A 25,468-nucleotide genomic window follows, 5' to 3' on the forward strand; every position below is an offset into this window, starting at 1 on the left:
CTCTCTTTTCTTCAGTATGATTTAACTAATTAGTAGTCCCTCATAAATCTTTAACGTGTCTCTCGCCACTCTTTCAACTGAATAATATTCTAGCCCTTGCAGAGCACGCTTTCGGTATTTGTTACTCATTTCTGAATCCTGAAGCATCGAAATGATGGATTCCGCCAACCTTTCAGGTGATTTAGGCGGCACTAACATACCTGATTCTCCGAAATCAAGAGCCTCAGGAATTCCATCAATATCAGTTGCCACGATCGCACAACCCGCTTCCCGAGCCTCGATCAATACTAGTCCAAATGATTCTTTGTGCGATGCTAATACAAAAACATCAGCGGCTTCCATATAATTATGCGGATTAGATTGATATCCCAGAAAGTGAATGTTATCTTTTCCAATAGATTGGTTAGCTTGTAATTCAAATTTAGATCTATCCGGACCCTCTCCTAATACATACAAATTAGCTTCAGGATATTTCGCGACAACAATTTCGAATGCCTCAATTAGATCAAAGATTCCTTTCCGTTCATACAGGCCAGCAACCGTTACGATTGATAGTCCTTTGAGACATACTCCTCCTGTATCACCTTTCCGCGAACTTCCAATCGTGCCATTTAAGACAATGTGCAATTTGTTCTCCTGCACCCCTCGGCTCACCATCGATATGGCTACCGCCTGACTTACAGCTATTACTGAATCGCCAACTTTCATAAAGTCCGCGCTCTTCTGAAACTCATTATGTACATGCGTCACAATTTTATATTTCTGAAACCCTTTCAAATATCTTGAGAGCAAAGCTCCAGTCATCATATGCGCATGAATTATATCTGGCTTAAATTGTTTGACCATTTTCCGAAAATTAAAAAAAGCCTGCATCATTTGTGCGGGCTTTCTCGTCTGATCAAGTTTATAATGTTGAATATTGTTCTTTAACAGCAGTTCTATATACCCCCCACCCTCAGATGCAACCGCCACATTATGACCTAGTTTTGCCTGCTCGCAAGCTAAGTCGATCATGACATTTACGATTCCGTTACCACACTGTTTGACATGATTGGCTATATGAAGGATGTTCATGCTCTCACCTCTTCCCCTGAAAATTGATTGCCTTTTTAGAGCACTCCAATCTATTTTTCACAGTATCACCTAAGTGTATTTTTGTGCAGAATGATAATCATTAATACGAAGCTGTCTAATAAGGCCCACTCCGCAAGCACTGTGTTTATAAGATGGTATTACTATTACAATTAAAATTACTCTTTCCTACTTTAATATATCTTCCTTCTTGCGCAATCCTAATAACTGAAATACCCTCATTTTCTATATCATACATCTGGAGATTTAATAGATACTTAGAATTCCATTACTACAGCGCAAATTTTGTTAGATTGCTCTTATATTTTATTCACAGCGCTTTCCTTACCTTAGCAATAATAGAATGTTTTTCCCTTTCAAAATTTATATTTGCTGATATAAACGATTGGAATGCCAATAATATCCCCTTAAGACCCATTATTTTCAAAAGAGCAAAAGATAGACGTGGGATTTCTAATATGCGAAACAGCATTAACTTCATAACAGATCGGTCCCATATATAGTATCTTCTGAGAGTATAATATATTCTTGAAAACTCCATGTCAGCCTTATTAATTGTTACACTGCTTTTATTTTTCCCCCAATGTATTGCCCATAATTCTGGAATGTACCTAATCTCATATCCATTAAATATTAATTGGTAGGCAAAATCCATCTCAGTAGGTCCATATATAACTGCATCATCAAATTTACATTCAGAAAAACATTTAATGGGCAGCCATGTGACTTGGTCTGTAAATCCAGCCGGTCTTTGTGAAGACTCAATTCGATTTCTCCGGTAACCCCAAAAGTCCGGTTCTGTCGGGGGAGTAAATTCATCAAATTCTTTTACTTTTCCTGTTAATATTGTATTTTTATTTACTAATAGTAAATTCCCCACAGACTCCATCATAAAATTTAGTGGGAATTCCATATCATCATCGGTTATTAAACCAAAATCTCCTATAATATTATCCGCTATATTATTCCTATTTGCTCCTATTCCTCTCTTGGGACCTTCAACAACATCCCATGAATATCTTGTATTTTGCATAACAATTTCAGAACCATCATTTGAGATTACTAATTTACCAATTTGAATTTTTACATCGTTAGATAAACAATGATCAATACTATTTTCGATAGATTCAATACAACGAAATAAGTCACTATTTCTATTGCGTGTTACTATACCTACGCTTAGGGTTAACATATTTTACCTCCTATTTATTAATTCAATTATAATATTAACGTATGAAAGCTGACCTGCGCAGCAATTTAGTAATCATTGTGTTGATTGCTTGGTAAATACCAATCACATCACTCCAGGTTGGAATGACTGTATACCATGGTATTCGTACTAATCGTTTTCCATATTCCAAGTAAAATATAATTAATCTTAATATGCTAGTAAGTACTGTAACAATTGCCGCTCCAATAAGGGCCCATTTGCTCAAAAATAGATACAAACCGACAACCGTAAAGAACAGAACAATTAATTCAGCTTTTGTATTTACAAACGTCATACCTGATCCATTTAACGCGTTACGTAGAACATTCGAAAGACAATTAAACAATAAGCTCGGAATCAAAATTAACGCTGGAATGACTGCAGGCATGAAATCGCGCCCGTAAACAAAAGGCAATAAGAACGGAAGAAACACAGCCAACCCTATAGAACAGATTCCTAAAAGGATAATTGATTTTCGAAACAATTCCGTCACACGAGAATGAACCCGATCCGCTATCTCTACAGTCAACTTTGGCTGAGCCGTAATAGCTATCGTCGATGTAATCGTCTTGAGAGGAGAAATTGCACTCTGGGCTGTCGAGTACAAACCTAGCGAAAGTGGAGACAGAAATACAGACATTATCATCTGGGTGGAGTTATTTGAGGCCAAGCCCGCTACATCACCGCCATATGATTTTGCCCCGTATTTAAAAGCCTGCCACATGAGAGACCAATCTACTTTACCGCCAAAATATTTCAATTTTGCAACTTGTACTAGATTGATGAAAAACAAACCACTCGATGCAATAAATGAAGTATACAAGGCAGTCTGGGAATCAAGGAATCCAAACAAGAATAAGATCAACATTATTGATGTTGTAAATACTGGAATAAAAATACGAACAATATTCGAATAACCGAATTTCTCCTCACTCGCCAAAATCGCCAAGATAATATCAGTAAACCCTGCGAAAATGATAGCTACAAAATATATGCGTGCAGCGGTTACAACTGCACTGTCGTATCCACCCGTAACAAGAGGAACTATGATTGTTTCTGCCAAAACGATTGCCAAAATACCAGTGATAAATATATAAACCAAAAAGGTAGCGAATATATCCTTTTTATTTCCTTTATACAACTTCCAATGATATAGAACGACTTGATAAACTCCAAAACTCAAGCCCCAGTAAAGGAGATTAGTCCACATTGTAATCGAAATGTATTGTCCCCTGCCTTCTACCCCCATTCCTCGAGCCAATATGATACCGGACAACAAATTAACACACATTATAGCTAATTGGCTCCCGAAGGTCTGAACGAAGCTTCGTGTCCATCTATCTTTCTTGGTCAATTCTTTTTCCATTCTGAAGACTCCTAGGGATTTTAATTTTTTTACTATCTTTTGAAAGTTCATAAAGTTTTATTTCTCTGAGAAATTCATAATACATCCAAAAAAAGGATACACTTATTCCCGCAATCCCCTTAGTAATTAGACCACGAAAAACTAATATATATAATAATTTAGCAGGTGGCCTCAATAATAACCTCAGTAAACTAAATCTACGATTATTGCAATAATCTTTTTCAGCTTCTAAATCTGTATATTTATTAAACCTCTGTACATGATCATTGATACTTCTAAAACCATGATGCCATAGTACTCCCTCTAAAACAGATACTTCATTTGCATCTACATCTGGACCTTCATGAACCAATACATCTTTAATTTTAATTTTATCCTTGTTATATAGTCTTATTAAATATTCACCTTTTCCCATCCATTTCCCCAAAAAATCTCCTATTCGGTATACAGAATAAGCATTCACCAAATTTTCATTAGTTTTTTTCCAGTTTAATAATGAAATTTGTAACTCTTCATTGATCTCTTCATCCGAATCAATAAAGAATATCCAATTATTTTCAGCTACATTGGCTCCAAAATTTCGTTGTTTCGCATAACCAGGCCATGGATTAGAATATACTTCACATCCTAAATCCTTCGCTATTGTAATAGTGTTATCGGTACTACCTCCATCAACTACAACTATTTCATCTGCAATTTTCTTTGAAGAGTTTATTGCATTTCTAATCTTCCCCTCTTCATTTTGAGTAATTATTACAACAGATATTTTATTTCGAGTTGAATTTGACATATTCCGTGATCACACCTCAATTATTTTTTTAAAATTTTTCCAAGTTCTCCAGCCATCTCTTCTTCCTTTAATACTGGAGCTTAACTTACTTAGTGCAACCTTTCTTTCTTTCGAATAAAACCGTATAAATTGAGCTACTCCCCATGAAGATCTTGTCCCGATTAATACTGCCCATAGTAAATAAAACACCTTCATACTTTTGGAAAGGTGTTCAAGCAAGATAATTGTTTCGTTATGAACTGCATTACGCTGTGCATTATAATTAAAACTCTGATTTCTTTTATCCTCATCATGCCGTATAGCTAAAAAATGATTTACAGATACATTTGGATCATAAATCAACTTCCAGCCCGCTCTTTTAACTGCTAAGCATAACCCCATATCATTATGAACTTGTGCACCACTACCTCTAAGTCTGTTATCAAGTTTAATGTTTTTTACTACACTCGCCCGAAAGCTCATGTTGACACCTTTTAATACATCCACTTCTCTAAATGCACCATGTCCTAGATGATGGTTTCCTATAACCCTGCCAAACCATTGGACCTTCCCAACGATATCCTTTTTCCCCACTTCTAATACAAAATCATTATGGAGCCAATCCTTACCACCAACCCCACCTACCTTAGGATCTCTAATAAAATGCTTTTCCACATTATCTAACCACTCAGGCCAAGGTGCACCATCATCATCAGTAATTGAAATTATATCGCCAGTCGCTTGTTGAATTCCTTGATTTAACGCATATACTTGGCCAGGCTCTTTGACAATAATTGTTTTATATCTACCATAAATATATTTAAAACTCTTTAAAAAAAGTTGACTCTCTATATCAATATCCCTAACAATTACTATTATTTCATCGGCTTTTCTATTCTGATCAATTAAAGATTTTAAACAGCGGTTTAAATCCTCAGTTCTTTTAAATGTTGGAATAATTACACTCATTTTCAAGGCAAGTAACCTCCTTTATTCTGCTCATGTTGTGGGGGTGAAATAAATGCGAGAGCGGCGATAAACCATACAATAACTCCACTAATACCTTGGATAATATTACTTCCCGATAAAAGAAATAAGCTAGCTACAATCGCAGCAAATGAGATTGGGAAGAATACTTTTTCCTTTCCACTTGACTTATAAAAATAAATTGCTAAATAGAAAAGTGTAGCTATTAAAGCTAATCCCAATGGAAGCCCAAAAGTATAAAAGATGTTTAAATAACCATTATCAAATGTAACAAAATCACTAGAATTATTACTTATTTTCGTTCCAAGTCCAGTACTCCCCAATCCTTTCCCAATTGGATTTCGTATGATATCCGAAAGAATGTTTGTCGAAAAGCTAAGCCTTTCATTAAAAGAATGATCTCCCTCTAGAGAATTTAACGTTTCAATACGTGAAGTAATACTTGAAGCCCCAGGTAACATTGGAAGTATAAATTGATACGCCAATCCAATTACTGCAAGAAGAGCGATTAACATTATTTTATTCTTCAGCTGAGATCTAATTAAATAGGCCAGAATCAGAACAATAAATGCAATCCATCCACTACGAACTAAAGTAAGAAGTAAAGCAAAGGCTACAATCATCATTCCGACTAAACCAAATGCTCTCCATTTTTTTTGCACAATCATTATTGCTAAAGAAAATGCTAGAAACAGCCCCGTTGGGCCAGGAGAGTTTATAGTTGAAAATAACCGAAAATTTAGAGGTTCAGGAGTCCCAATGGAGTTCATATCAGCATTAATCATCCAAAACTCATCCCATTGAGGTAGTACGAGATACTGGTATATTCCATATGCTGCAACAAATACTCCTAGATATGAAAAATTCTTTAGCCATCTATTACGCACATCAATATTTAAGCCACAAACATTTACATAAATAAGGACCAGGAAAGGTACCGCATAGTTAAGAAAATCAAATACTGATGCCATGCCATATTTTAAAAATCCAATGCAAAATCCATAGGTCAATGTTACTCCCATAATAATGGCTATGAATTTAATTCTTCTATTTAATAAGCTTTTGTTTCTTAAGATTGGCACTAAAAGGATCAAGCTTACACAATAAGGTATTACGGAGATGATTGAAACCTCACTATAAGTATGGAACAACCAATCAACAACACGTCTTATTTCAGGGCTCAAGGCCCAAATTAGAATAACATAAGGAAGTAAAATATTTTCCTTATATATGTTTATGTAAAACGCTATGAACATACAATTAAGAAGAATGGTAAATTGGACCAACTCCATATGCAACGAACTCACTGTGCTTACAATCCCCACAACTAACCCTAGAATTATTGCTACCGTTAGTGTTATAAGAATCGAAATATATTTTCTAACACCAAATTTTAGAGCATGTCTTCCATCTATCTCTTCCACTTTTTCTTTCCATCCCCTCTACCATTGCTAGCGAGTTATTACGCCGAATTTGGAGATCAATTATTTTTACCGTTCTAAGTATTACCTTCATATCAAACCACACACTTCTGCGTTCAACATACTCCAGGTCCAATTCCAGCATTTCTTAAAATTTTAAATTATTTTTGCAACTAACTTGCCAAAGAACAGTATATCCAGGAGCTGAGCTGATACGTGTCTGACTAAGGAAAATGGACCCTTACGGGTCCTCCAATACAATATATAGATACATCAGATAGGGCACCTCAGCGAGTTAATCTGACAAGATGTTCTCGTTCGAGAATAGTTTCCATACCTTGCAAAAGCGGTTTACGCAGCTCTTCATTCTGAAGTGCAAAGTTAAGATTAGTCATTATAAAGCCCAGCTTCTCGCCTACATCATAACGAATTCCCTCGAAGTCGTATGCATATACACCTTGACTCTCATTCAGCTTTTGTATTGCATCCGTCAACTGAATTTCCCCACCGGCACCTTCCTCCTGATGTTCCAGAAACCCGAATATTTCTGGAGTCAATATGTATCTACCCATGATCGCCAGATTAGACGGTGCTTTGCCTGCCGGCGGCTTCTCTACCAAATAATCCACCTCATGTAAACGGCCGAACCTTTCCAGTGCGGCTACTATGCCATAGCGTTGCGTTTGATCATGGGGAACCGATTGAACGCCAATCACAGATTTCTGTACTTGCTCGAACTGCTCCGCCAGCTGCCGGATGCAAGGTGTCTGTGATTGAACGATATCATCCCCGAGTAGTACGGCGAACGGCTCGTTACCTATAAAGTTACGAGCGCACCATACGGCATGGCCAAGTCCTTTTGCTTCCTTTTGGCGTATATAATGGATTTCTACATTTGAGGAACTGCGCACTTCGTCAAGCAGATCAAACTTCCCTTTGCTGAACAAATTATTTTCTAGCTCGAATGCATGATCAAAGTGGTCTTCAATGGCGCGTTTACCTTTGCCTGTCACAATAATAATGTCCTCAATACCTGAAGCTACTGCTTCTTCCACAATGTATTGAATGGTGGGTTTATCAACAATCGGAAGCATTTCTTTCGGCATGGCTTTAGTTGCGGGTAAGAAGCGCGTCCCAAGTCCCGCTGCAGGAATAATTGCTTTTTTCACTTTTTTCATTCTTCATCCACTACCCTCTCTATTTATTCTTTTGACGAATGCCAGTATGAAAGTCTTATTAGTAGACAAGCCTAGCTATGCACTCTTCAATTAGAAAAGAACATAGCTAAACTTTCTAAATTAGGGCATTTAACCCTTCCTCACATCACACCCTTGACAATGATGTCTAAGGTCCTCAAGACCCACAGCGTGAACGAGTGTCTACAGTGATAGAGGTGCAGTAGACATTACCTTTACTCCCGACAGTACCTCGCTAGTTATCTAACCTTTCATTCCGTAATAATTCATATAGAAGTTCGACTGGTTATCTCTATTCATACGGTTAAGCACAATACCCAACAATCGAGCGTTGACATGATCCAACTGCCCTTTAGCTTTCTTCAAATGAACTTTCTTCACCTTACCTGCGGCAACCACCATAATAACGCCATCGCACAAAGTGCTGGCTATGACACTATCCGTTACAGACAATACCGGCGGGGAATCCATGAGAATAACATCATATTCTTGTTGCAACTGCTCCAGCATTTCCCGCATGGCTGTAGAATCAATGAGATCTGACGGATTGCCAGGTATCGGTCCAGAAGGGAGCAACGATAAATGACTGACCATGGTTTCCTGGATCGCGTCTTGTACACTTGTGTCTCCTGTTAACACCGTGCTTAAGCCTTGACGATTCGATTGGGAGAAAATACGGTGCAGCGACGGCTTACGCATATCCATATCAATAAGAAGCACATTCTTACCTTCCTGTGCATAGGTGATAGCCAAGTTACTTATTGTTGTGGTTTTCCCTTCTCCTGCCTGGGAAGAAGTGACCATTATGGTCTTCAATGCCTGATCTATAGAAGAAAAATGGATATTGGTTCGAAGCAACCGATACACTTCCGATATAGGCGATTCGGGATTCATGGAAACAATTAAGCTGCTATCATTGATTGATCGACGCATACTTGCTCTCACCTACTTTTGGTTTTTGTAATGCCTTCGCCCTCCGCGAGATCTTTAGATCACCCTTTGTGATCTTTCCTACAACGGCAAGCACTGAAACGTCCATAATTTCAACAATTTCTGCTTCTGTCTTCAATGTATCGTCAAGATAATCGAGCAGAAATACCAGTCCAATCGCCAGCATAAGCGAAACAACCAGGCTGATTAGAATATTCATGATCGGATTAATATTGATCGGAGAAGGTGTTATTGTCGTGTCTGCCTCGCTTAAGATGGTGATGTTGTCTGCATTCATAATGTGAGGTATTTCTTCTTTAAATACCATCGAGACAGCATTTACGATTGCGGCGGCCTTGGCGTAGGATGTGTCCTGATAGACTAAATTCATCACTTGTGAATTGTTTGCCGAAGTGACAGATATCATTGAAGACATTTCCCTCGAAGTTGATCCTAATCCAGGGAATTTTTCAACAACTTTATTCATGATTGCAGATGATCTGATAATCTCTTTATAAGAATTAATAAGGATGATACTTGTTTGTATAGTACCCGCATTAAGTGTTGCCACTTCACCCACCGAAGCTGACTGATTAACGATAAGCTTGGCGTTCGCCGAATAGATCGGTGTTGTAAAGTACAAGCTTTTGACTCCTGTCGCTGCGAACGCGATGACAACAATAGCTACTATCAGCCACCATTTCTTCTGAATAATTCTAAAGTACTGTTTGAGTTCCATACCCTTGCAACCCCTCGCTCAATTTGTAGAATATGTGTAGCAGAAAGGGTTGTATTTGACTTCTATCATCGATGATCTGACAAATATTCCCCAAATTTACTTACATAAGCTTTTATGATACAATATGTATCATTTATATTTCATACTTTACGATACAATTTGTATCATGTCAAGGCTATATTTCAATCGCGTTTTCTGTTAGCGCATACTTATAGGCTCAATTGCTGTGTTACAATTATGATCACATTTAGTATGTTAATGTAGAGATACAAGCATAAATAACACCACAATAATCAGCTTCGATGATTTGATACATCAAAGAAGCTGATTATTTAGATTAGATGTGTCCAGAGTACTTCTAAATAAAACAGGTCGATTTCGATCTTGAAACGCTATTAGAGCTGCTATATACTAACACAAAAAAAAAGATACAATTTGTATCTAAATTTTCTTCGGATTCCGATTTCATAAAATTACACATATAATAGAAGCGCTTTCACGAAAGGAGATGCCAAATGCGAATTATTCTAACTACTTTTTGGGCTTTCGTCCTATTCGTTTTCACTTGCTCGGTTAACTTTCATATGCTCATCAGATATCATATTGTTGACTTCCAGTTCAATCCAATACCTGATTGGTCAGAACTACTTAGGCTTGATTTTCAATGGAGAACAAATGATTGGATTCATCGAAAAATTGGACATTTTCTCGGTTTCTTTATCCTTGCTCTGCTCGCGTCAAATTTCGGCAAATATAAATCCGCCTTCTTCTTCTCTATCCTCTATGCTGCCTTGACTGAAATTCTTCAGCTATTCTTCTCCCGCGGCGGTCGGATCTATGACATTGCCAACGATTCCGCAGGCATACTCTTCGCTTATCTATTATGTCTAATCCTATTTCGAAAAAGATCCAAGCGTACAAGAAACGTAATGTTGGATAGTAAAAAATGAAGCTTTATTCAATTTATATAATATTAGAAAAAATAACTTGATACATTTCGTAACTTGGTATATGATGACTTCGATACATATTGTATCAATACATCTATTACTGTAATGGTAGTTCATAACGGAGGAAGACCGAATGAGTGCAATAGCCGGTATTTATCATTTCAATGAGGAATCCGTTCAGATCGAGCATGGCAGCCTTATGATGGAAGCGCTGAAGAAATATCCAGCTAATCAAAGCGCGCTATGGCATAAGGATCACATTATGTTTGGATGCCATGCGCAGTGGATCACGGAGCAATCCATTCATGAAACACTGCCTTACTACGACCCGAATCGAGGACTCGCTATAACGGCAGATGCCATCATTGACAACCGGGATGAGTTAATGGATCAATTGCAAGTCTTACATATCCTTAGGAAGAACATGACCGATAGTGAAGTTATACTGCTGGCTTATGAGCAGTGGGGTGAACGAATGCCAGAACGACTGGTAGGAGATTTTGCCTTCGTAATCTGGGATGAGAGGAAGAAGCAACTTTTTGGAGCTAGGGATTTCTCAGGTGCTCGTACGCTGTACTATCACCGCAATGAACAACAGTTATCTTTCTGCACCGTAATTAATCCATTGTTGTCTTTGCCTTATATACATAAAGAGCTTAACGAAGAATGGTTGGCAGAATTCCTCGCGATTAGCGGTGTTTTCGAACCGCCAGATCTTTCAACTACTATTTATAAACATATCGAGCAATTACCGCCGTCTCATACGATAAACATCAAGCATCATAAGGTAGTTATCACCAGATACAATGCCCTTACGGATATAACTCCTCTGCAGCTTGCATCATCGCAAGATTATGAAGAAGCGTTCCGGGACGTGTTCAATAGAGCCGTTACGACAAGGCTCCAACGAAGCAACGGAAATGTCGGTTCTCATCTTAGCGGAGGATTAGACTCAGGAGCAGTCGTTAGCTTTGCTGCCAGAGCCTTGCAGAAGGATAACCATACACTTCATACATTCAGTTACGTCCCTGATGATGGATTCGTGGATTGGACACCAAAGCACAGATTTGCGGATGAAAGGCCCCTCATACAGCAAACGGTACAGTATGTAGGGAATATTAACGACAATTACTTGGATTTCAAAGGAAGAAGTTCTTTCTCGGAAATCGATGATTGGCTTGATATCATGGAGTCGCCCTACAAGTTCTTCGATAATTCATTCTGGTTGAGAGGAATCTATGAGCAAGCACAGCAGCGCGGAATCGGCATTCTGCTCAATGGTGCCAGAGGGAATTACAGTATCTCTTGGGGTCCCGCAATCGAGTATTATGCCAAACTTATGAAGAAGTTCGAATGGCTTCGCTTATCTCGAGAGATCAATCTGTTCAGTAAGAATGTCGGAGTCGGACGCAAGCGTGTCTATTCCATTGTCAGCCGTAAGGCATACCCGATTCTGGAACGAGTAAGACCTTCCAGAGTACCCTATGATTATCCGCAATTAATAAATACAGATTTTGCGTTGCTAACCGGAGTCTATGACAAGCTTTGCGATCATACATTCACTGGTATTGGATCCTCTAAAGATCTTCCAGCAGATCCGCTTGAAGCGAGAAGGCAACATTTCGATCGTGTAAATATGTGGAGTATGACAGGTGCAAGTGGATGTAAGCTCTCACTTCGGTATTCAGTATGGAGCCATGATCCAACCAATGATCTACGGGTTATTCGATTCTGCCTCTCAACTCCGATGGAACAATTCGTTCAGGATGGCATCGATCGAGCATTAGTTAGACGGTCTACGAAAGGCTGGCTCCCTGATTCCATCCGGCTCAATCAACGTACCCGAGGGACACAAGCAGCCGATTCTATCCATCGAATGTCTAAGGAATGGCCTGTGTTTATCGAGGAGCTTGATCATCTGAGCCGTGATTCTCGAATGCAGCAGATCATCAACATGCCCGTCTTCCATGATGCATTAGCTGAAGCCCGCAATGGCCTTGATCCGAATCAGGCCTACAGTCCTACAATCAAGCTGTTAATGCGTAGCTTAATCGTGTACCGATTTCTTCAAAAAAACTTTTGAAAGGAGGTGATACATATGAAAAAAGAATGGAATGCACCTGCTTTGGAAGTACTTAATATCAGCATGACGATGGCTGGTCCTGGTGATGCAAGACCGGATGGGGTACAACCGGACCCTGATGAAAATGTACACTACAGCTAAACATAAGATATCATTCTTATTGAAGCACAGCCCTTATATTCCTTAGCGGGTATAAGGGCTTCTTATTTTATTCATATTTCAAGAAATGGGGCGAGGATAGTGATTCATACAATTAGCAAGACCATATATAAAGCCTTCGGGTATTCCATACAAAGCGACATCCCACTGCCTGAACTGCAGCAGATAGACAATCCTGATAGTACTATCGATATCGCTATCCGCTATGCTGACTTAACCGAAAAATGGTTAGAACTTTCTGTCCCACCTAAGAAATCCGCAGTAACCGAGAATCTGATTATGTTCTGGATACCAGATCTGGCTGTCTTCGCCGTCGAAGGTGGAACAACCATCTATATTTCGCCTGGGAAGGGCGCGGACGAGGATAAAATTCGACTATATGTTCTTGGATCATGCATGGGCGCTATTTTACTACAGAGAAGGATCCTCCCTTTGCATGGCAGTGCAGTAGTCATTGACCACAAAGCTTACGCTTTCATTGGTGATTCCGGCCATGGCAAGTCTACTCTTGCATCCTCCTTTATCCAGCGGGGTTTCCAACTGTTAACCGACGATGTCATCGCCGTCACTCTTGATCCCCATAATACCCCTTATGTGACTCCAGCCTATCCGCAGCAGAAACTTTGGCAGGAGAGTCTGGATACCTTCGGCATGAATTCGGATCAATTCCGGCCGTTATTCGAACGAGAAACCAAATATGCAATCCCCGTCGCCTCCCACTTTTCTGTCGATACCCTTCCCCTAGCCGGTATATTTGAGCTGATCAAGACCGATTGTAACCACGTCAGTATTCGAACGATAGAGAAGTTAGAGCGTCTCCCTCTCCTATATCGACATACATACCGTAATTTTTTTCTTCCAAACAGCGGATTCACCCCATGGCATTTCGATACGACAGCCCGTATGTCCGGCAGTATCGACATTTATCAGCTCCAGCGCCCATTGCATGAGCCTACAGTTCATCAGTTGACTGACATGGTTTTATCTGCAATCGGGAAATAACAGATAACAGACTATCATGCGCTATCATTAGCCAAGAATAATGATTCCGACCATACTCTCATCCCCCTAAATTAACTTGAGGTAGGGGAATCCGAACCTCTTACCTCAAGTCAATGGCAGACTGATAACGCATTTAGTGCATCTATCGACTGGGTATCAACATATCAGATCCCCCTTTATATTCGTTCTACTACAAAATTATTAAACCTTGTTGGAGGCGGAGTAGATATAGTTCCAACACTGCGATGTCTCAAACCTACATTTTGAGACGATCCAAACACTGTTATCTCTACAGGAGTGAGCTTATAACTGAGTTTTAAATCCCCGTTAAGGTATACAGATATAACATTGTCCATAACTGCCACCCTCATTTTGAAATAGACATCATCTACTGGAGTGAACGCTACGGATGCAAGCTGCATCCCTAATCCATCCAACCTTTTGGTAATCAATATGGCTGTGTTTGTGAGTTCGACCCAAAAGTGGTTATTCAAGTCTATATATTTAATCAGAATACCGGGTTTGCTATAATTCGAACCATCTGCTGATTGACCTTTCATAGTGCACCCAACATTGTAATTCGTGGTTCCTACAGATAGGAATGCAAGTTGTGTTGACCTGGCATCAATAGGATAAGCTTCATTTGATAATATTCCCCATTTTCCGAAAACGGTCCATTCCCCACCAATGATACTGCCTAATGAAGTTGTGCTATCAGCTTGGTCAAATGAAGCATATACCAATGCATCTAATGTTGTTGTTAAAGTACCATCATCAGCTACACTTAATTTGTAAGGCACTCCATTCGGTGAATAAACCTTTGTTTTGATGTTCGTATTTGCAGACTGTAGAGATCCATTTGTTAGGGTTAGTTTACTTCTATTCCCGTCAACGGTGTCCGTCAGTATTAATCCTCTTTTATCTCCTATTTCAAAATCAGTATTTGTATAAGCATGATAAACAGGGGAATAAGTTCTTATCTGGTCATAACTAACCATTACTCCAGCCAAATACAATGGGGTCGTCTTGTTTAAACCACCAAACTGTGCCTGTAAAAACGTACCACCAGGTTGTTTCAGTCCTCTATTGCGTATTCTTAACCATTTGAGCGCAGGAATAGTGTACGTTTGGTCATATAACGAGGGAGCTGAAGCGAACCCAAGACTGGTTCTGATACTTGTTTGCACTTCACACAAAACAAAATATTCAAAGCATATTTCCCTTTCGGTATCAGCAACCGGAGGAAAGATTCCTGAAGGCAAATATAACGATGGATTATTCATACCATCCGGTTTCACTTTTAGTATTGTAACATTCTCTCCTAAATATGATTTAGCTTCACCGCTCAAGCCTATTGGAAGTTGTGATAAGTCCGTCACCACAGTTAACGCAACCCCATTATTTGTAATCCAACTAGATAATAACTCAGGGTTTTTTGATAGTTGCCCATGACTTATAGGGTTGTATGCTCTAGCATGTATTACGTCTTCCACTGCTTGGGGAGTTATTAATGTCAAGGATGCTGTTTCCTTTTTCCTCCTAACAGTGATCTGACTCGGATCATTCCCAAGTCCATCCAGCATGATATCATCCGTTGCAATGTGGTCAAAATAAGCTACCCCTATCGCTCCTGCTGAATAAGGCGATTTATAAGCACCGCCTGCATCCCAATTATCCATGATTAGCTTGTTATTGATGTTACCAAAATAAAAGCAATATTTTTGTTTTTCTGTGGGGACCATTAAATCATCAGGGAGGGAATACTGCCATCTGCCTTGCTCATCTGTATAATTAATAGGGGACCAAGTTAAACCCGCTCCTGAATAATAACCGCTTGAATCGGATTTGGGTAATAATTTAATGCATGCTTCACCAATCATTTCAAACCGTACTGATTCAAACGCGCCGTTCAACCCGACACAGTTAACAAGTGAGTCATAATCATCCGTATCTTTGACTTGATAAATACAATATGGACTAAATCCCATATGGACTCTCGTCATCCTTACCGACATTCCACCACGATGGTTAGAAGTGTTGATTATGCCCAACATCATACCGCAAAATGTACCCGCTACACTCCCGCCTTGGAAGAAATAGTCATCGCTGTTTCTGCGGCAATAGACACCAATCAAGCCACTCCAACTACAATCATAGCTTGTTATATGACCCTTCATACTGTTTAATAACAGTCCGACTTTTACCGATGTACTCGAAATATTCCGAAACGTGGGGGTAGCTGACCCAGATATATCTATTGCAACAACACCAGTAGAAAACATATCGTAGGTCCCTGCTTCGAACTTACTTTTATCGACCCATCTAGATAGGTACCGCGAATTATAAGCTACGACACCCGATATTCTAAAGTTTTCAAATACTACATTTACACCTGCGTTTGCTATCCTTATACAAGGAAGTAGATCAGTTTCTTTATTAATTGGGTCAAATGTAATTAAAGTACCACTGTTTCCGCCATCAACATATGTTGCAACACCTTCGATTCCTCTAGCATTGTTTTCTATCGTGGACTTAACCTTATATATTTTCGCACCCAATAGCATTTTTCTCTTTTTTGCACATAGAGTCATGGCGTCATTAAATGCTTTTGCATCATCCGTAATTCCGTCACCTTTCGCTCCTGTCCATTCAGGGCGTATTTCATTTACTTTGAAATCCCCTCCGATAACACCACCTAGAGACATATCAAATATCCAATCATCATCACTCGCAACCCATGTACCATGAATGGTAATGGTCACTCCATTAGCAGGTTTCAATCTAGCGTTACGACCAAACACTAGTTTCTTATTTGCAGGAATGGTTATATTTTGCCTTATTAGATAAACTCCTTTTGGGATTAATATTTCGTCAGAAGATGCTGTTAGTGCTGACATTAACCCTCCATAGCTATCGAGTACGCCTGCTGGATCAACTGTATATTTGCTAATACTCACTCCATATTCATCTAATTTTTTTTGTTGTCTCATTTCTGATTCTTGAATTTCAATGCTAATGATTCCATTAGCCGCTACCATAGTCCTCAAATCTAAATCTTCCGAAGCTAACATATCGTCTTTGATCACTTTCTCCGTTAGTGGAGATAGATTCTGCTCATTCGGTGTAACTTGTGCTTTCATTTCATTTGAATTGACTCCTTGCTCATCTGTCATTGCTATCCCCTCCTGATTATTTCATCGTTATAAACTCACCTATGCTATTAGACGATTCAATGATATTGTCAAGCCTAACTACAGCTAATACACATACGGATCTATCAACTCGGTCAATTGAGCAGGAAGCCAGTGGTTGTTGTTAAGCGCCGCTAGATAGTAAAGACATTAAGCGTGATCCGTTCAAATGACATGTTCTGACTCGTTTCTTTACTATATATATTCAGATGGGTGTTGATTGTAACCATTTGAGCATTCAGATCAAGGCCTAAAACAGTTACATTAGCGAACCTCTAAAAGAAATATGTATATCTTCATGTCAAAAAAAAGAAAAAGGATATACACAAGTTTACTCAACTCATGCAAAGCCTCTTTCTTTGGAACACCAAGGAAATATTTACGCCTCTTTTCATCCATAGTTACAATAAGGTTTAATCCCTAATTACATCATGTCGACCATTTCATAGAGTGCACGATATGAAGTGAAAAGTTCGATTCTGAGATCTAGCTAATACTAGATTGTTACACAAGTAGAAATGGATACGATACTTATATGGACGGTATCCGTTTCAGCGAGAAATATAAGAGCCCCTCAGTGCTCTTTCACGAATCCTTTAGATGATGGTTGTATACTAGTGATGCATCATGGAATTGTCATACATCCTTGAATTATTATTCATCATTCTTGATGAATAATTATTATCACTTCCCTGCTGATGACAACTATTGTACATTTGCTCTAACTCTGATTCATTGAGGTTCGGATGCATTTCTTTCATGAATGGACGCATCTCTCTTACAGGTCCTGTTCCTACCTCAGTAGCATAGGCAATAGTTCCAATACCAATAGATAAGACTACGACACCAATCACAGCTAAGACTTTCGTTTTCATGTACTGACCTCCTATTTCACTTACACATAATACTATACCCCCTACCCCTATTGTCAGTGACCTAAGGCACAACTGCCACTTGTAATTTCTTCAAATTCGAAGGAATGTAATTGTCTATTTACTTAACTGTTAACCTCTACAATTCTTTCAGTATTCGCTGTGGCTCAAGGCTATGTAAAATGATCTCTTTCTCAATCGTTATTGGGGTATCTATGGTCATATCACATTCCTTACTCCATTCACCGAGTAAGTTCATAATTGAAATAAAATAGGGGTTTTATACGATAGCACTTCAAAAAAGTTAATTCGTGGATGTTTTTTATAGTATTTCAAATGTTGTTGACCATTTAGTTAACCAAAAGGAGACATAAAATGCGAATACTCACTTTAATAAATGGTCTTCCTACTTTTTCTAGTATCAGCTTGTTCAAAATCTAGTAAATTAAAGCTTAGTACGTTCGATGAATTCAACTAACGCTCCATAAATTTTTTTATGTTATTTTCTCTTAATAATCCTTTGATCTTTTCCCCTTCGATTTAGTTAATGGAGATAGAACCCATTGTTCGCATTTCTCATAACCCCCTAATAATTTCTGAGTCAAGCTTAACTTAGGAACAACAAGATAAACAATCGAACCTGAAATGATGCTTATAATAGCTCCTGCTAGAACATCTGTTGGATAGTGGACACCGACCCAAATACGAGAAATACCAATAAGGAAAGCCAGTATAATCCATAAAAACCACCATCCTCTTTTAAACATCCAAAAGGATACACAAAATGAGAAAAACAATATTGTATGGTCGCTTGGAAAGGAATTATCAACTGCTTTTTCAATTAATTTATTAACATTTGTCAACTCAGCAAATGGTTGATTATTTGAATGAAATTCCCCTGCTATTTTCCCGATTATTTCAGCAAATACAAAAGTAATGGTTGCACAAACAACCATCATTCTACTCTTTTTATTTCGAGTAAACCAAATCACGATAACACCTAAAGCTAAGAAAAATACCATATACTCAGCAATGAAAATCATAGCAGGATTTAAGTGTGGGTATTGTTTCCCTAAGTCATTAATCATTCTAAATAAAAATAAATTAATATTCAGTTCTAAAAAACTCATTTCACACCACCCTCCCTTTCCTTTTTTCTTACATCTTAAAAGAGAGAGAGCCTAATCACCATCGATTTCCCTAACAATTGAGGGTTCCTATCTTACGATTTTGTCATGCTAATGTAAGGTGTATCTAATATTCACATAGATTATTTGATATAGAAGATAATGACTACAACTTAGTAGTATTATGTCAACAGAGGGACACCATAAATTAGATATATGTTCAACCAAAAAGGCAATTTCCTGTAGAAACCCGATGCATGATCCATGATCACTGACGAAATTTAAAACAATTGTGAAAAAATTCACTACGGTTGAGGCCGATAGTATACTATAATGATGTGAACAAAGAGGCTAATTCATTTGCTCTTTAGGTTCATCTAAATACCAACATAGAATAGCGGAGGGGTTAAACATGAAAAAGAAAGTTGCAGCAACGCTTATTCTCGTTCTCACTTTCATGCTCGTGATCGTGGGATGCGGTAACGGGAACCAGAATCAGAATCAGAATCAGAGTCAGAGTCAGAGTCAGGACAATGCAAAAAAAGAAGAGGCCAAAGAAACGGAAGCCGTTTCGGGAGCATCTCAAACCAGCTATACACCGTTCGATCAACTAAAAGATAAATATGATGTCATCATTATCGGTGCAGGCGGTGCCGGTATGACTGCTGCACTTGAAGCAAAAGGAAAAGGCATGAACCCGGTTATTTTTGAAAAAATGCCGGTTGCCGGCGGGAATACATTAAAATCATCTTCGGGAATGAATGCTTCTGAAACCAAATTTCAAAAAGAGCAAGGCATACAAGACAGCAATGATTTATTTTATGAAGAAACCTTAAAAGGCGGTCATGATACAAACGACAAGGACATGCTTCGTTACTTCGTTGACAATTCGGCAATTGCGATCGATTGGCTGGATTCCAAAGGGATTCAGTTGAACAATATCACGATTACTGGCGGCATGAAGGAAAAGCGCACACACCGTCCTGAAGACGGCTCAGCGGTAGGACAATACCTTGTCAGCGGTTTGGTGAAAAATGTACAGGAACAAGAAATTCCGCTTTTTGTAAATGCTAACGTGAAGGAAATTACGGAAAAAGACGGCAAAGTAAACGGCGTCAAAGTCATCTTCAACGAGAAAGATGAGAAAAATATTGCGGCGGATGCCGTCGTTGTGACAACAGGCGGTTACGGCGCCAATATGGATATGATCTCCGAAGTTCGATCGGATTTAAAAGGTCTCGTGACAACAAACCAAGAAGGCAGCACCGGTGACGGCATTAAGATGATTGAACAACTCGGTGGTACAACGGTGGATATGGACCAAATCCAAGTTCACCCAACGGTGCAGCAAGAGAAATCCTATCTCATTGGAGAAGCTGTTCGCGGAGAAGGAGCGATCCTCGTGTCCAGTGACGGCAAACGTTTCACCAACGAACTGAATACTCGTGACAATGTCACCGCCGCAATCAATAAACTTCCTGAAAAATCGGCTTATCTTGTATTCGATTCTGGCGTAAAATCCCGCGCGAAAGCGATCCAGCAATATGAAAAAATGGGCTTTGTCATTCAAGGGGATTCGATCGAGGCTTTAGCCAAAGAAATGGGCGTTCCGGCAGATCAGCTTACAGCCACGCTGGATACATGGAACAGCGCAGTGAAGAATAAAAAGGATGCCGAATTCGGCAGAACAACAGCAATGGACAACGACTTGTCCAGCGCACCATACTATGCAATCAGAATCGGTCCAGGGATTCACTACACCATGGGCGGCGTGAAAATCAATACGAACACAGAAGTTATAAATAAAGACGGCAAACCGATTCCGGGACTGTTCGCAGCAGGCGAAGTTACAGGCGGATTGCACGGTCAAAACCGGATTGGCGGTAACTCCGTTGCGGAGATCGTTATTTTCGGTCACCAAGCCGGGATTAAATCGGCTGAATTCGTACAAGCACAATAAGATATCAGCTTCCTCTTTTCACTCAGCAAACAACAACGCTTGGGCCCATCATAGTCCAAGCGTTTGTTGTTTTATTTGGCCGGATCGACGGACGACCAGGAGACGCATATATATGATTTAGTTGATCCTTGCACATCATATATTAAATCCTTTAAGGTTTTTCCTCCTGAAAGCCAACCCTTGATCACAGTCTCTTTTTCGTGCTGGATCAAGCTGTTTATGACTAGGGATATGCGTCACAGGGTTAATACCTCACTTGTCGCAGCAGAACGCCAGATACCACACGAATCGCTTGTACGCTTCAGTGAAATTAATCTTACCCCATAGCACAATTCAACACCTAGAGCGATATCATTAGAGTCATCCCCAAACCTATCGTTATCAGTTGGTACGTTGTATAGGACATACCATGCTTTTTCGGCTGGCTCAGGGCCTGTCCCAGTTGGTATGACTTCAAGTATCTTTTTATCATCGATAAAGACTTGAGCCGAAGCAGTTCGATCCTTAAGATTTAGAAAATAATTAAAATGATTATCTGCGGTTGCTCCTGGGTTACCTGTATCATGTGCAACAAAAAAGCCCGGTGATCCCGAAGTAAGTCGGGTACCAGGCCGAACGTTTTGACGCTTGTCGATATAGCGCCGTTCAATCTTATATTTAGTTTTGTCCAAAGTAATTACCCTCCTCCAAGTTTAATTCCTGCCCAAACCGCTGTCACAATTAATCCGGCAACTCCGGTGAGAATAGCTCCGAAACGTGAAGAAATCTATGCAGATCTAGGCGAAGATTATTTTGACAAACAGAAGCAACAATCTATTGTAAAGTACGCAGCTAAACGACTAGAAAACTTAGGATATTCTGTAACCATTGCAGAAGTCTCTTAGTTCTTCAATATACCGATATTTTTTATGGGCGCTGCGACCTTTTAAAAAATGAATGAGCCGCGTCTTCTTTACTATTGCCTTTTTTACAGTAACTGCAGATTTAATTTTCATGGGAGTTTAATACCTAATTATTTAGGATTTATAGGAACCCAAAGTTCATGTCTAGGTTTATGCTTTGGTCCGTAATAACATTCGATACATGGTAAATTAGCAAGTTCATACCCCGCCGTAGGAACCCATTCTGAATACAATCGTTTCCATGCGTCCACTACATTAGGAAATACTGCCCATGCACTCGGAGGAATAACAATTGTCTCCATATTGTTTGGAGACTCCCCGTCGTATCTCACCCCCATAAAGTAATTAAATTCTTCATCAGTTATGGCGGCTTCCTTTCCGCAAACCCCCAAAAGACCTTCAAGTGTGCATTTGGGTTTTTCCCATGACATATCAGTTAGTTTCTGCATAAATCCATCTTTTTTGGCACTGTTCCAAAGTGTAGGAATTGTTTTAAATGCTCTACTTGTTTTTACTGGCTTACTTTTTCCAATTATTCTTAATTCATAATCAATATTTTCAATTCTGTACTCCAATTCGACAACCCCTTTAATTGAAATTTGAAAGGAGATTCTAGGATAGGCTTTTAATTGTACTCCATTATTGCGGGCATCCGAAGGTTTTAATCCGTGTGTCTTTTGAAAAGCACGTGAAAACGAGTCAGCAGACACATATCCATATTTAACTGCTACATCAATAATCCGTATATCACTTTTTTGAAACTCAAATGCAGCAAGTGTTAATCGTCTACGTCTAATATATTCTGAGAGTGATATGCCTGAAATAGAAGAAAACATCCTTGAAAAATGGAACTCAGAACAATAAGCGGCTCTTGCAATCTCTTTGTAGTCTATCTCATCATCAAGATTATTTTCAATATAGTCCAATGCGTTATTCATTCTTTCTAGCCAATCCATTCGTTCACTCCTTTCAATATTTACTCTATGAAAAATGGGTGTTGTTTGTCCGACATTCCATGCACATAGAAGTCGGTAAGAACGTTCAATTATAATTTAATAATAAGTGGATACTATCTTCAACTGCTCATTTTATTGAGCATATCTGCCTGTTAGCTGAAAAGGCTGCCATGTGGCAGCCTTAATGCAATTGAACTATCGTGTCGTGCCGACCGGCTGCCGTCGTGACTTTATAGCGGAATTACTATCTCTTTTATTTATTCTACGGATCCTGCGAAGTTTTTGGCCATCCCGCAATGGATGGCCCGTTATCAAAATCATACTTTATCAACATAAAAGGATATGATTCCGTAGTATTTCATAAACCTTTTATAATCGTCATTTCCTTTCATAACGATTATGGTCGGATAAGCATTTACTTTGCGTTGTTTTAATACGTTTAATAGCTTCTTCTGAACGATGCAATGAAATTTGCCTTCTTCGTACTGAACAAGAAGCGGTGGTGGAGCGGCTGCATGGTCATCATCTTCAGCTGCATGGTATTCCCCGATCTCTATTTCGTCAAGTTGAATGAGACGCAGTGGAAACTTAACGATTCCGATATATAGATGATCTTCCTTCATGAAATCATGTAGAATAGGAATGACTTTTCGGGTAAGCAGCAGATAGCATTGAATCCATTCTTCGAACATCCCGACGTTCGCATACTGTACAGCTGACTCCAAAGTCGGGGCATATGATAAATGTCTATCGTTTTTCTTCGAATAGATGATTTTTTTTACGGAATCCAAGGATAAAAAGTATTCGTCCGCAAGTTCCGAAACCGTAACTCCATGAGCATACTTATTGCGAATCATGAGGTTGCGCTTCTGCAGTTGATCTCGGTAACCGGACGTCTCACCCCAAGCCTTTTTTTCCTCACCAGTAGGAATATAAAGAAGTTTGCCTGCCGCGTATTTCTGGACTTCTTTCAATAGCTCCTCTGGTATCACATCGCTAGCATTTTCATATTTCATATCATCACCATCTATAGGGCGTATAGTCGATCTTTCAATTCGCTGATGGATTTCATGATGGACATGCAGGATTCCGTGTCATCAATCGATGCATGCCAACGCAAGGTATCGATCCCTTTATAATAAGCCATACATAAGAATCTTTCTTTAAAATCCGGTATGACGATATCCCTTTTCTTGCAATACTCAGCTAACAATTCCGGTATCTTCAAGTAAGGCTTATTTAGGTCCATAATGGCGAAATCCAATAGGAAATCGCAAATGCCGGATCTGCTCCAGTCAGGGAAACCGACAATAGTCTTCCCATCTGTAATCATATTGACGAAAAACGTATTATTATAAACCAAATAACGATTTCCTTCACAATAACGAATTCTGCCCTCCATTTCCTTAAAGTATTTCTCGAAGAATTCACGTTCTAAAACCGTTGTTTCGAACATTTCCCTCCAATTAAACCAATACCCTTCTTTAGCTTCTGCAAATGTATCGATTAAAAATTCCCTACAGGTCCCATATTCTGTTTTACAATCATCATTAAACTCACCATAGCCTTCTACTCCCGCTATATCTGATAAACTGATCTCAAGAATCTTGTCAAAAAACAATTCGTAGCTATCTGCAAACTGTTCTGGGCTTAATTGATCTGCAACAAATCCATTAGGTGTCATACTTACCTTTTCAGAGAGCATCGCTTTAATGATATTATCCTTACCCATCATTTGATCGTCCCTTCCATTTTCAAATTGTAATAACATCAGTGCGCATCTGATATGAAAATATCATAACATTGGGATATTGCTGGGTTATAGGCAATGAATATCTTTACTTAACTTTACATATACGACGGCACAGGGGCTTGAAGCAAAAAACGCAAAAGCCCGCTTGGGGCTGTTCCGCTGAGCTTGGCCCATTCTAATCCTATCGTCAACGCGCTTTTGAAAGCTTCTGCGTACATTTTAGCATATTAAAATTAAACTATCCTCCCTCTATGAAGAAAGCATTAGCTCTCATTTCCTCCTGTTTTCTTAAGTTTTCATAGCATCATTGGTATTTGAATACTGGAATAGGGATGAATCAAAGTATAATTTTGGATATTCTAAGGAAAAACGATCCGTATATGATTCCTGTAAAGATGCTAACCGTCGAAGAAATTGAAAATACTACCTTTAAGAAGGATACTTTGAAATCAGGAGAACTGTGCGCATGGAAATGGACTGATTTAAATTTTGAAACCAATATTAGCCGGATCACCAAGACACTTTATAACCCTGATAATAATATGCGAAATGAATTGACTCCACCAAAAACCACAGCGTCGATTTGTGATTTCGACTTAGATGAAAGTGTTATGAATTTAATATTAAATCACAAGAAGAATCAAACAACATCCAAACCAATGAATAAAACCTTATTCACAGATTACCACGATAAAAACTTTGTATTTGCCCATGACAATGGATACCCGTTTATTCAAAAAATATATTAATCACCACACTAAAAATCTACACCTATGTAACCGACAAAATGAAAAAGAATGCCA

At 39.0% G+C, this 25,468-nt stretch carries 23 protein-coding genes; 7 read left to right on the forward strand and 16 right to left on the reverse strand.

Annotated features, from left to right (window positions below; genetic code table 11):
• Nucleotides 1-21: 21 nt before the first annotated feature.
• The 9 genes from PGLA_RS02225 to PGLA_RS02265 all read right to left on the reverse strand — a co-directional run bounded on the left by PGLA_RS02225 (nucleotide 22) and on the right by PGLA_RS02265 (nucleotide 9,710).
• On the reverse strand, nucleotides 22-1,074 hold the full coding sequence (locus PGLA_RS02225; protein WP_068528010.1) for a glycosyltransferase family 4 protein: 1,053 nt from the start codon (nucleotides 1,072-1,074) through the stop codon (nucleotides 22-24).
• Between the two features lie 328 nt (nucleotides 1,075-1,402).
• Complete coding sequence (locus PGLA_RS02230) at nucleotides 1,403-2,284, reverse strand: glycosyltransferase family 2 protein (protein ID WP_068528014.1); 882 nt, start codon at nucleotides 2,282-2,284, stop codon at nucleotides 1,403-1,405.
• A 34-nt stretch (nucleotides 2,285-2,318) separates the two neighbouring features.
• Nucleotides 2,319-3,668, reverse strand: a complete 1,350-nt coding sequence (locus tag PGLA_RS02235) for a lipopolysaccharide biosynthesis protein (protein ID WP_068528016.1) — start codon at nucleotides 3,666-3,668, stop codon at nucleotides 2,319-2,321.
• A complete protein-coding gene (locus PGLA_RS02240; protein WP_068528018.1) occupies nucleotides 3,640-4,458 on the reverse strand; it encodes a glycosyltransferase family 2 protein in 819 nt (272 codons plus the stop codon). The genes PGLA_RS02235 and PGLA_RS02240 overlap by 29 nt, the downstream gene beginning before the upstream one ends.
• A gap of 9 nt (nucleotides 4,459-4,467) precedes the next feature.
• Nucleotides 4,468-5,406, reverse strand: a complete 939-nt coding sequence (locus tag PGLA_RS02245; protein WP_245699668.1) for a glycosyltransferase — start codon at nucleotides 5,404-5,406, stop codon at nucleotides 4,468-4,470.
• 2 nt (nucleotides 5,407-5,408) lie between these two features.
• Nucleotides 5,409-6,848 (reverse strand): O-antigen ligase family protein, encoded by a 1,440-nt coding sequence (locus PGLA_RS02250; RefSeq protein WP_068528025.1) that lies wholly within the window; start codon nucleotides 6,846-6,848, stop codon nucleotides 5,409-5,411.
• A gap of 284 nt (nucleotides 6,849-7,132) precedes the next feature.
• Nucleotides 7,133-8,023, reverse strand: coding sequence for a UTP--glucose-1-phosphate uridylyltransferase GalU (gene galU / locus PGLA_RS02255; protein WP_068528027.1), 891 nt, complete (start codon nucleotides 8,021-8,023; stop codon nucleotides 7,133-7,135).
• Between the two features lie 261 nt (nucleotides 8,024-8,284).
• The gene (locus tag PGLA_RS02260) at nucleotides 8,285-8,974 is read right to left on the reverse strand and encodes a CpsD/CapB family tyrosine-protein kinase (protein WP_068528030.1); all 690 of its coding nucleotides are present in this window, start codon (nucleotides 8,972-8,974) and stop codon (nucleotides 8,285-8,287) included.
• The gene (locus PGLA_RS02265) at nucleotides 8,955-9,710 is read right to left on the reverse strand and encodes a YveK family protein (RefSeq protein WP_068528032.1); all 756 of its coding nucleotides are present in this window, start codon (nucleotides 9,708-9,710) and stop codon (nucleotides 8,955-8,957) included. Before PGLA_RS02265 ends, PGLA_RS02260 begins: the two co-directional genes overlap by 20 nt.
• 515 nt (nucleotides 9,711-10,225) lie before the next feature.
• On the opposite strand from PGLA_RS02265, the gene PGLA_RS02270 reads away from it, so the two are divergent.
• From PGLA_RS02270 to PGLA_RS02280, 4 genes are all read left to right on the forward strand, one after another.
• Nucleotides 10,226-10,660: a VanZ family protein gene (locus tag PGLA_RS02270; RefSeq protein ID WP_068528035.1), complete on the forward strand. Its 435-nt coding sequence runs from the start codon at nucleotides 10,226-10,228 to the stop codon at nucleotides 10,658-10,660.
• A gap of 133 nt (nucleotides 10,661-10,793) precedes the next feature.
• Complete coding sequence (locus tag PGLA_RS02275; RefSeq protein ID WP_068528038.1) at nucleotides 10,794-12,743, forward strand: asparagine synthase-related protein; 1,950 nt, start codon at nucleotides 10,794-10,796, stop codon at nucleotides 12,741-12,743.
• 15 nt (nucleotides 12,744-12,758) lie between these two features.
• Nucleotides 12,759-12,884, forward strand: a complete 126-nt coding sequence (locus PGLA_RS27270; protein ID WP_145939453.1) for a paeninodin family lasso peptide — start codon at nucleotides 12,759-12,761, stop codon at nucleotides 12,882-12,884.
• Between the two features lie 99 nt (nucleotides 12,885-12,983).
• Nucleotides 12,984-13,904 (forward strand): phosphoenolpyruvate carboxykinase (ATP), encoded by a 921-nt coding sequence (locus PGLA_RS02280; protein ID WP_068528041.1) that lies wholly within the window; start codon nucleotides 12,984-12,986, stop codon nucleotides 13,902-13,904.
• 176 nt (nucleotides 13,905-14,080) lie between these two features.
• Here the strand turns inward: PGLA_RS02280 and PGLA_RS02285 are convergent, their stop codons facing one another.
• The 3 genes from PGLA_RS02285 to PGLA_RS02295 form a co-directional block, all read right to left on the reverse strand.
• Entirely contained in the window at nucleotides 14,081-17,077 is a 2,997-nt protein-coding gene (locus PGLA_RS02285; RefSeq protein ID WP_068528044.1) for a hypothetical protein, read from the reverse strand.
• Nucleotides 17,078-17,709: 632 nt separating this feature from the next.
• Nucleotides 17,710-17,970 carry a hypothetical protein gene (locus PGLA_RS02290; RefSeq protein WP_068528047.1) on the reverse strand — a complete coding sequence of 87 codons (261 nt, stop codon included), beginning with the start codon at nucleotides 17,968-17,970 and terminating at the stop codon, nucleotides 17,710-17,712.
• A gap of 506 nt (nucleotides 17,971-18,476) precedes the next feature.
• Nucleotides 18,477-19,097, reverse strand: a complete 621-nt coding sequence (locus tag PGLA_RS02295; RefSeq protein ID WP_068528050.1) for an undecaprenyl-diphosphatase — start codon at nucleotides 19,095-19,097, stop codon at nucleotides 18,477-18,479.
• A gap of 409 nt (nucleotides 19,098-19,506) precedes the next feature.
• Here PGLA_RS02295 and PGLA_RS02300 point away from each other — a divergent pair, with 409 nt between their 5' ends.
• Complete coding sequence (locus PGLA_RS02300; protein WP_068528053.1) at nucleotides 19,507-21,054, forward strand: flavocytochrome c; 1,548 nt, start codon at nucleotides 19,507-19,509, stop codon at nucleotides 21,052-21,054.
• Nucleotides 21,055-21,290: 236 nt separating this feature from the next.
• Here PGLA_RS02300 and PGLA_RS02305 read toward each other — a convergent pair whose 3' ends face one another.
• Nucleotides 21,291-21,725, reverse strand: coding sequence for a hypothetical protein (locus PGLA_RS02305; RefSeq protein ID WP_245699663.1), 435 nt, complete (start codon nucleotides 21,723-21,725; stop codon nucleotides 21,291-21,293).
• A gap of 66 nt (nucleotides 21,726-21,791) precedes the next feature.
• Between PGLA_RS02305 and PGLA_RS27810 the strand changes: the two genes are divergently transcribed.
• Entirely contained in the window at nucleotides 21,792-21,938 is a 147-nt protein-coding gene (locus PGLA_RS27810) for a hypothetical protein (RefSeq protein WP_161487824.1), read from the forward strand.
• 128 nt (nucleotides 21,939-22,066) lie between these two features.
• On the opposite strand, the gene PGLA_RS02310 is transcribed toward PGLA_RS27810, so the two are convergent.
• The 3 genes from PGLA_RS02310 to PGLA_RS02320 form a co-directional block, all read right to left on the reverse strand.
• Nucleotides 22,067-22,912, reverse strand: a complete 846-nt coding sequence (locus tag PGLA_RS02310) for an AraC family transcriptional regulator (protein ID WP_068528056.1) — start codon at nucleotides 22,910-22,912, stop codon at nucleotides 22,067-22,069.
• A gap of 317 nt (nucleotides 22,913-23,229) precedes the next feature.
• Nucleotides 23,230-23,928, reverse strand: a complete 699-nt coding sequence (locus PGLA_RS28720) for a CD3324 family protein (protein WP_068528058.1) — start codon at nucleotides 23,926-23,928, stop codon at nucleotides 23,230-23,232.
• Nucleotides 23,929-23,939: 11 nt separating this feature from the next.
• Nucleotides 23,940-24,647 (reverse strand): hypothetical protein, encoded by a 708-nt coding sequence (locus PGLA_RS02320; RefSeq protein ID WP_084410664.1) that lies wholly within the window; start codon nucleotides 24,645-24,647, stop codon nucleotides 23,940-23,942.
• Between the two features lie 368 nt (nucleotides 24,648-25,015).
• Between PGLA_RS02320 and PGLA_RS02325 the strand changes: the two genes are divergently transcribed.
• Entirely contained in the window at nucleotides 25,016-25,414 is a 399-nt protein-coding gene (locus tag PGLA_RS02325) for a site-specific integrase (protein WP_211269486.1), read from the forward strand.
• Nucleotides 25,415-25,468 lie beyond the last annotated feature (54 nt).

The sequence above is a fragment of the Paenibacillus glacialis genome, from assembly GCF_001637205.1.
GTDB lineage: Bacteria > Bacillota > Bacilli > Paenibacillales > Paenibacillaceae > Paenibacillus_AQ > Paenibacillus_AQ glacialis.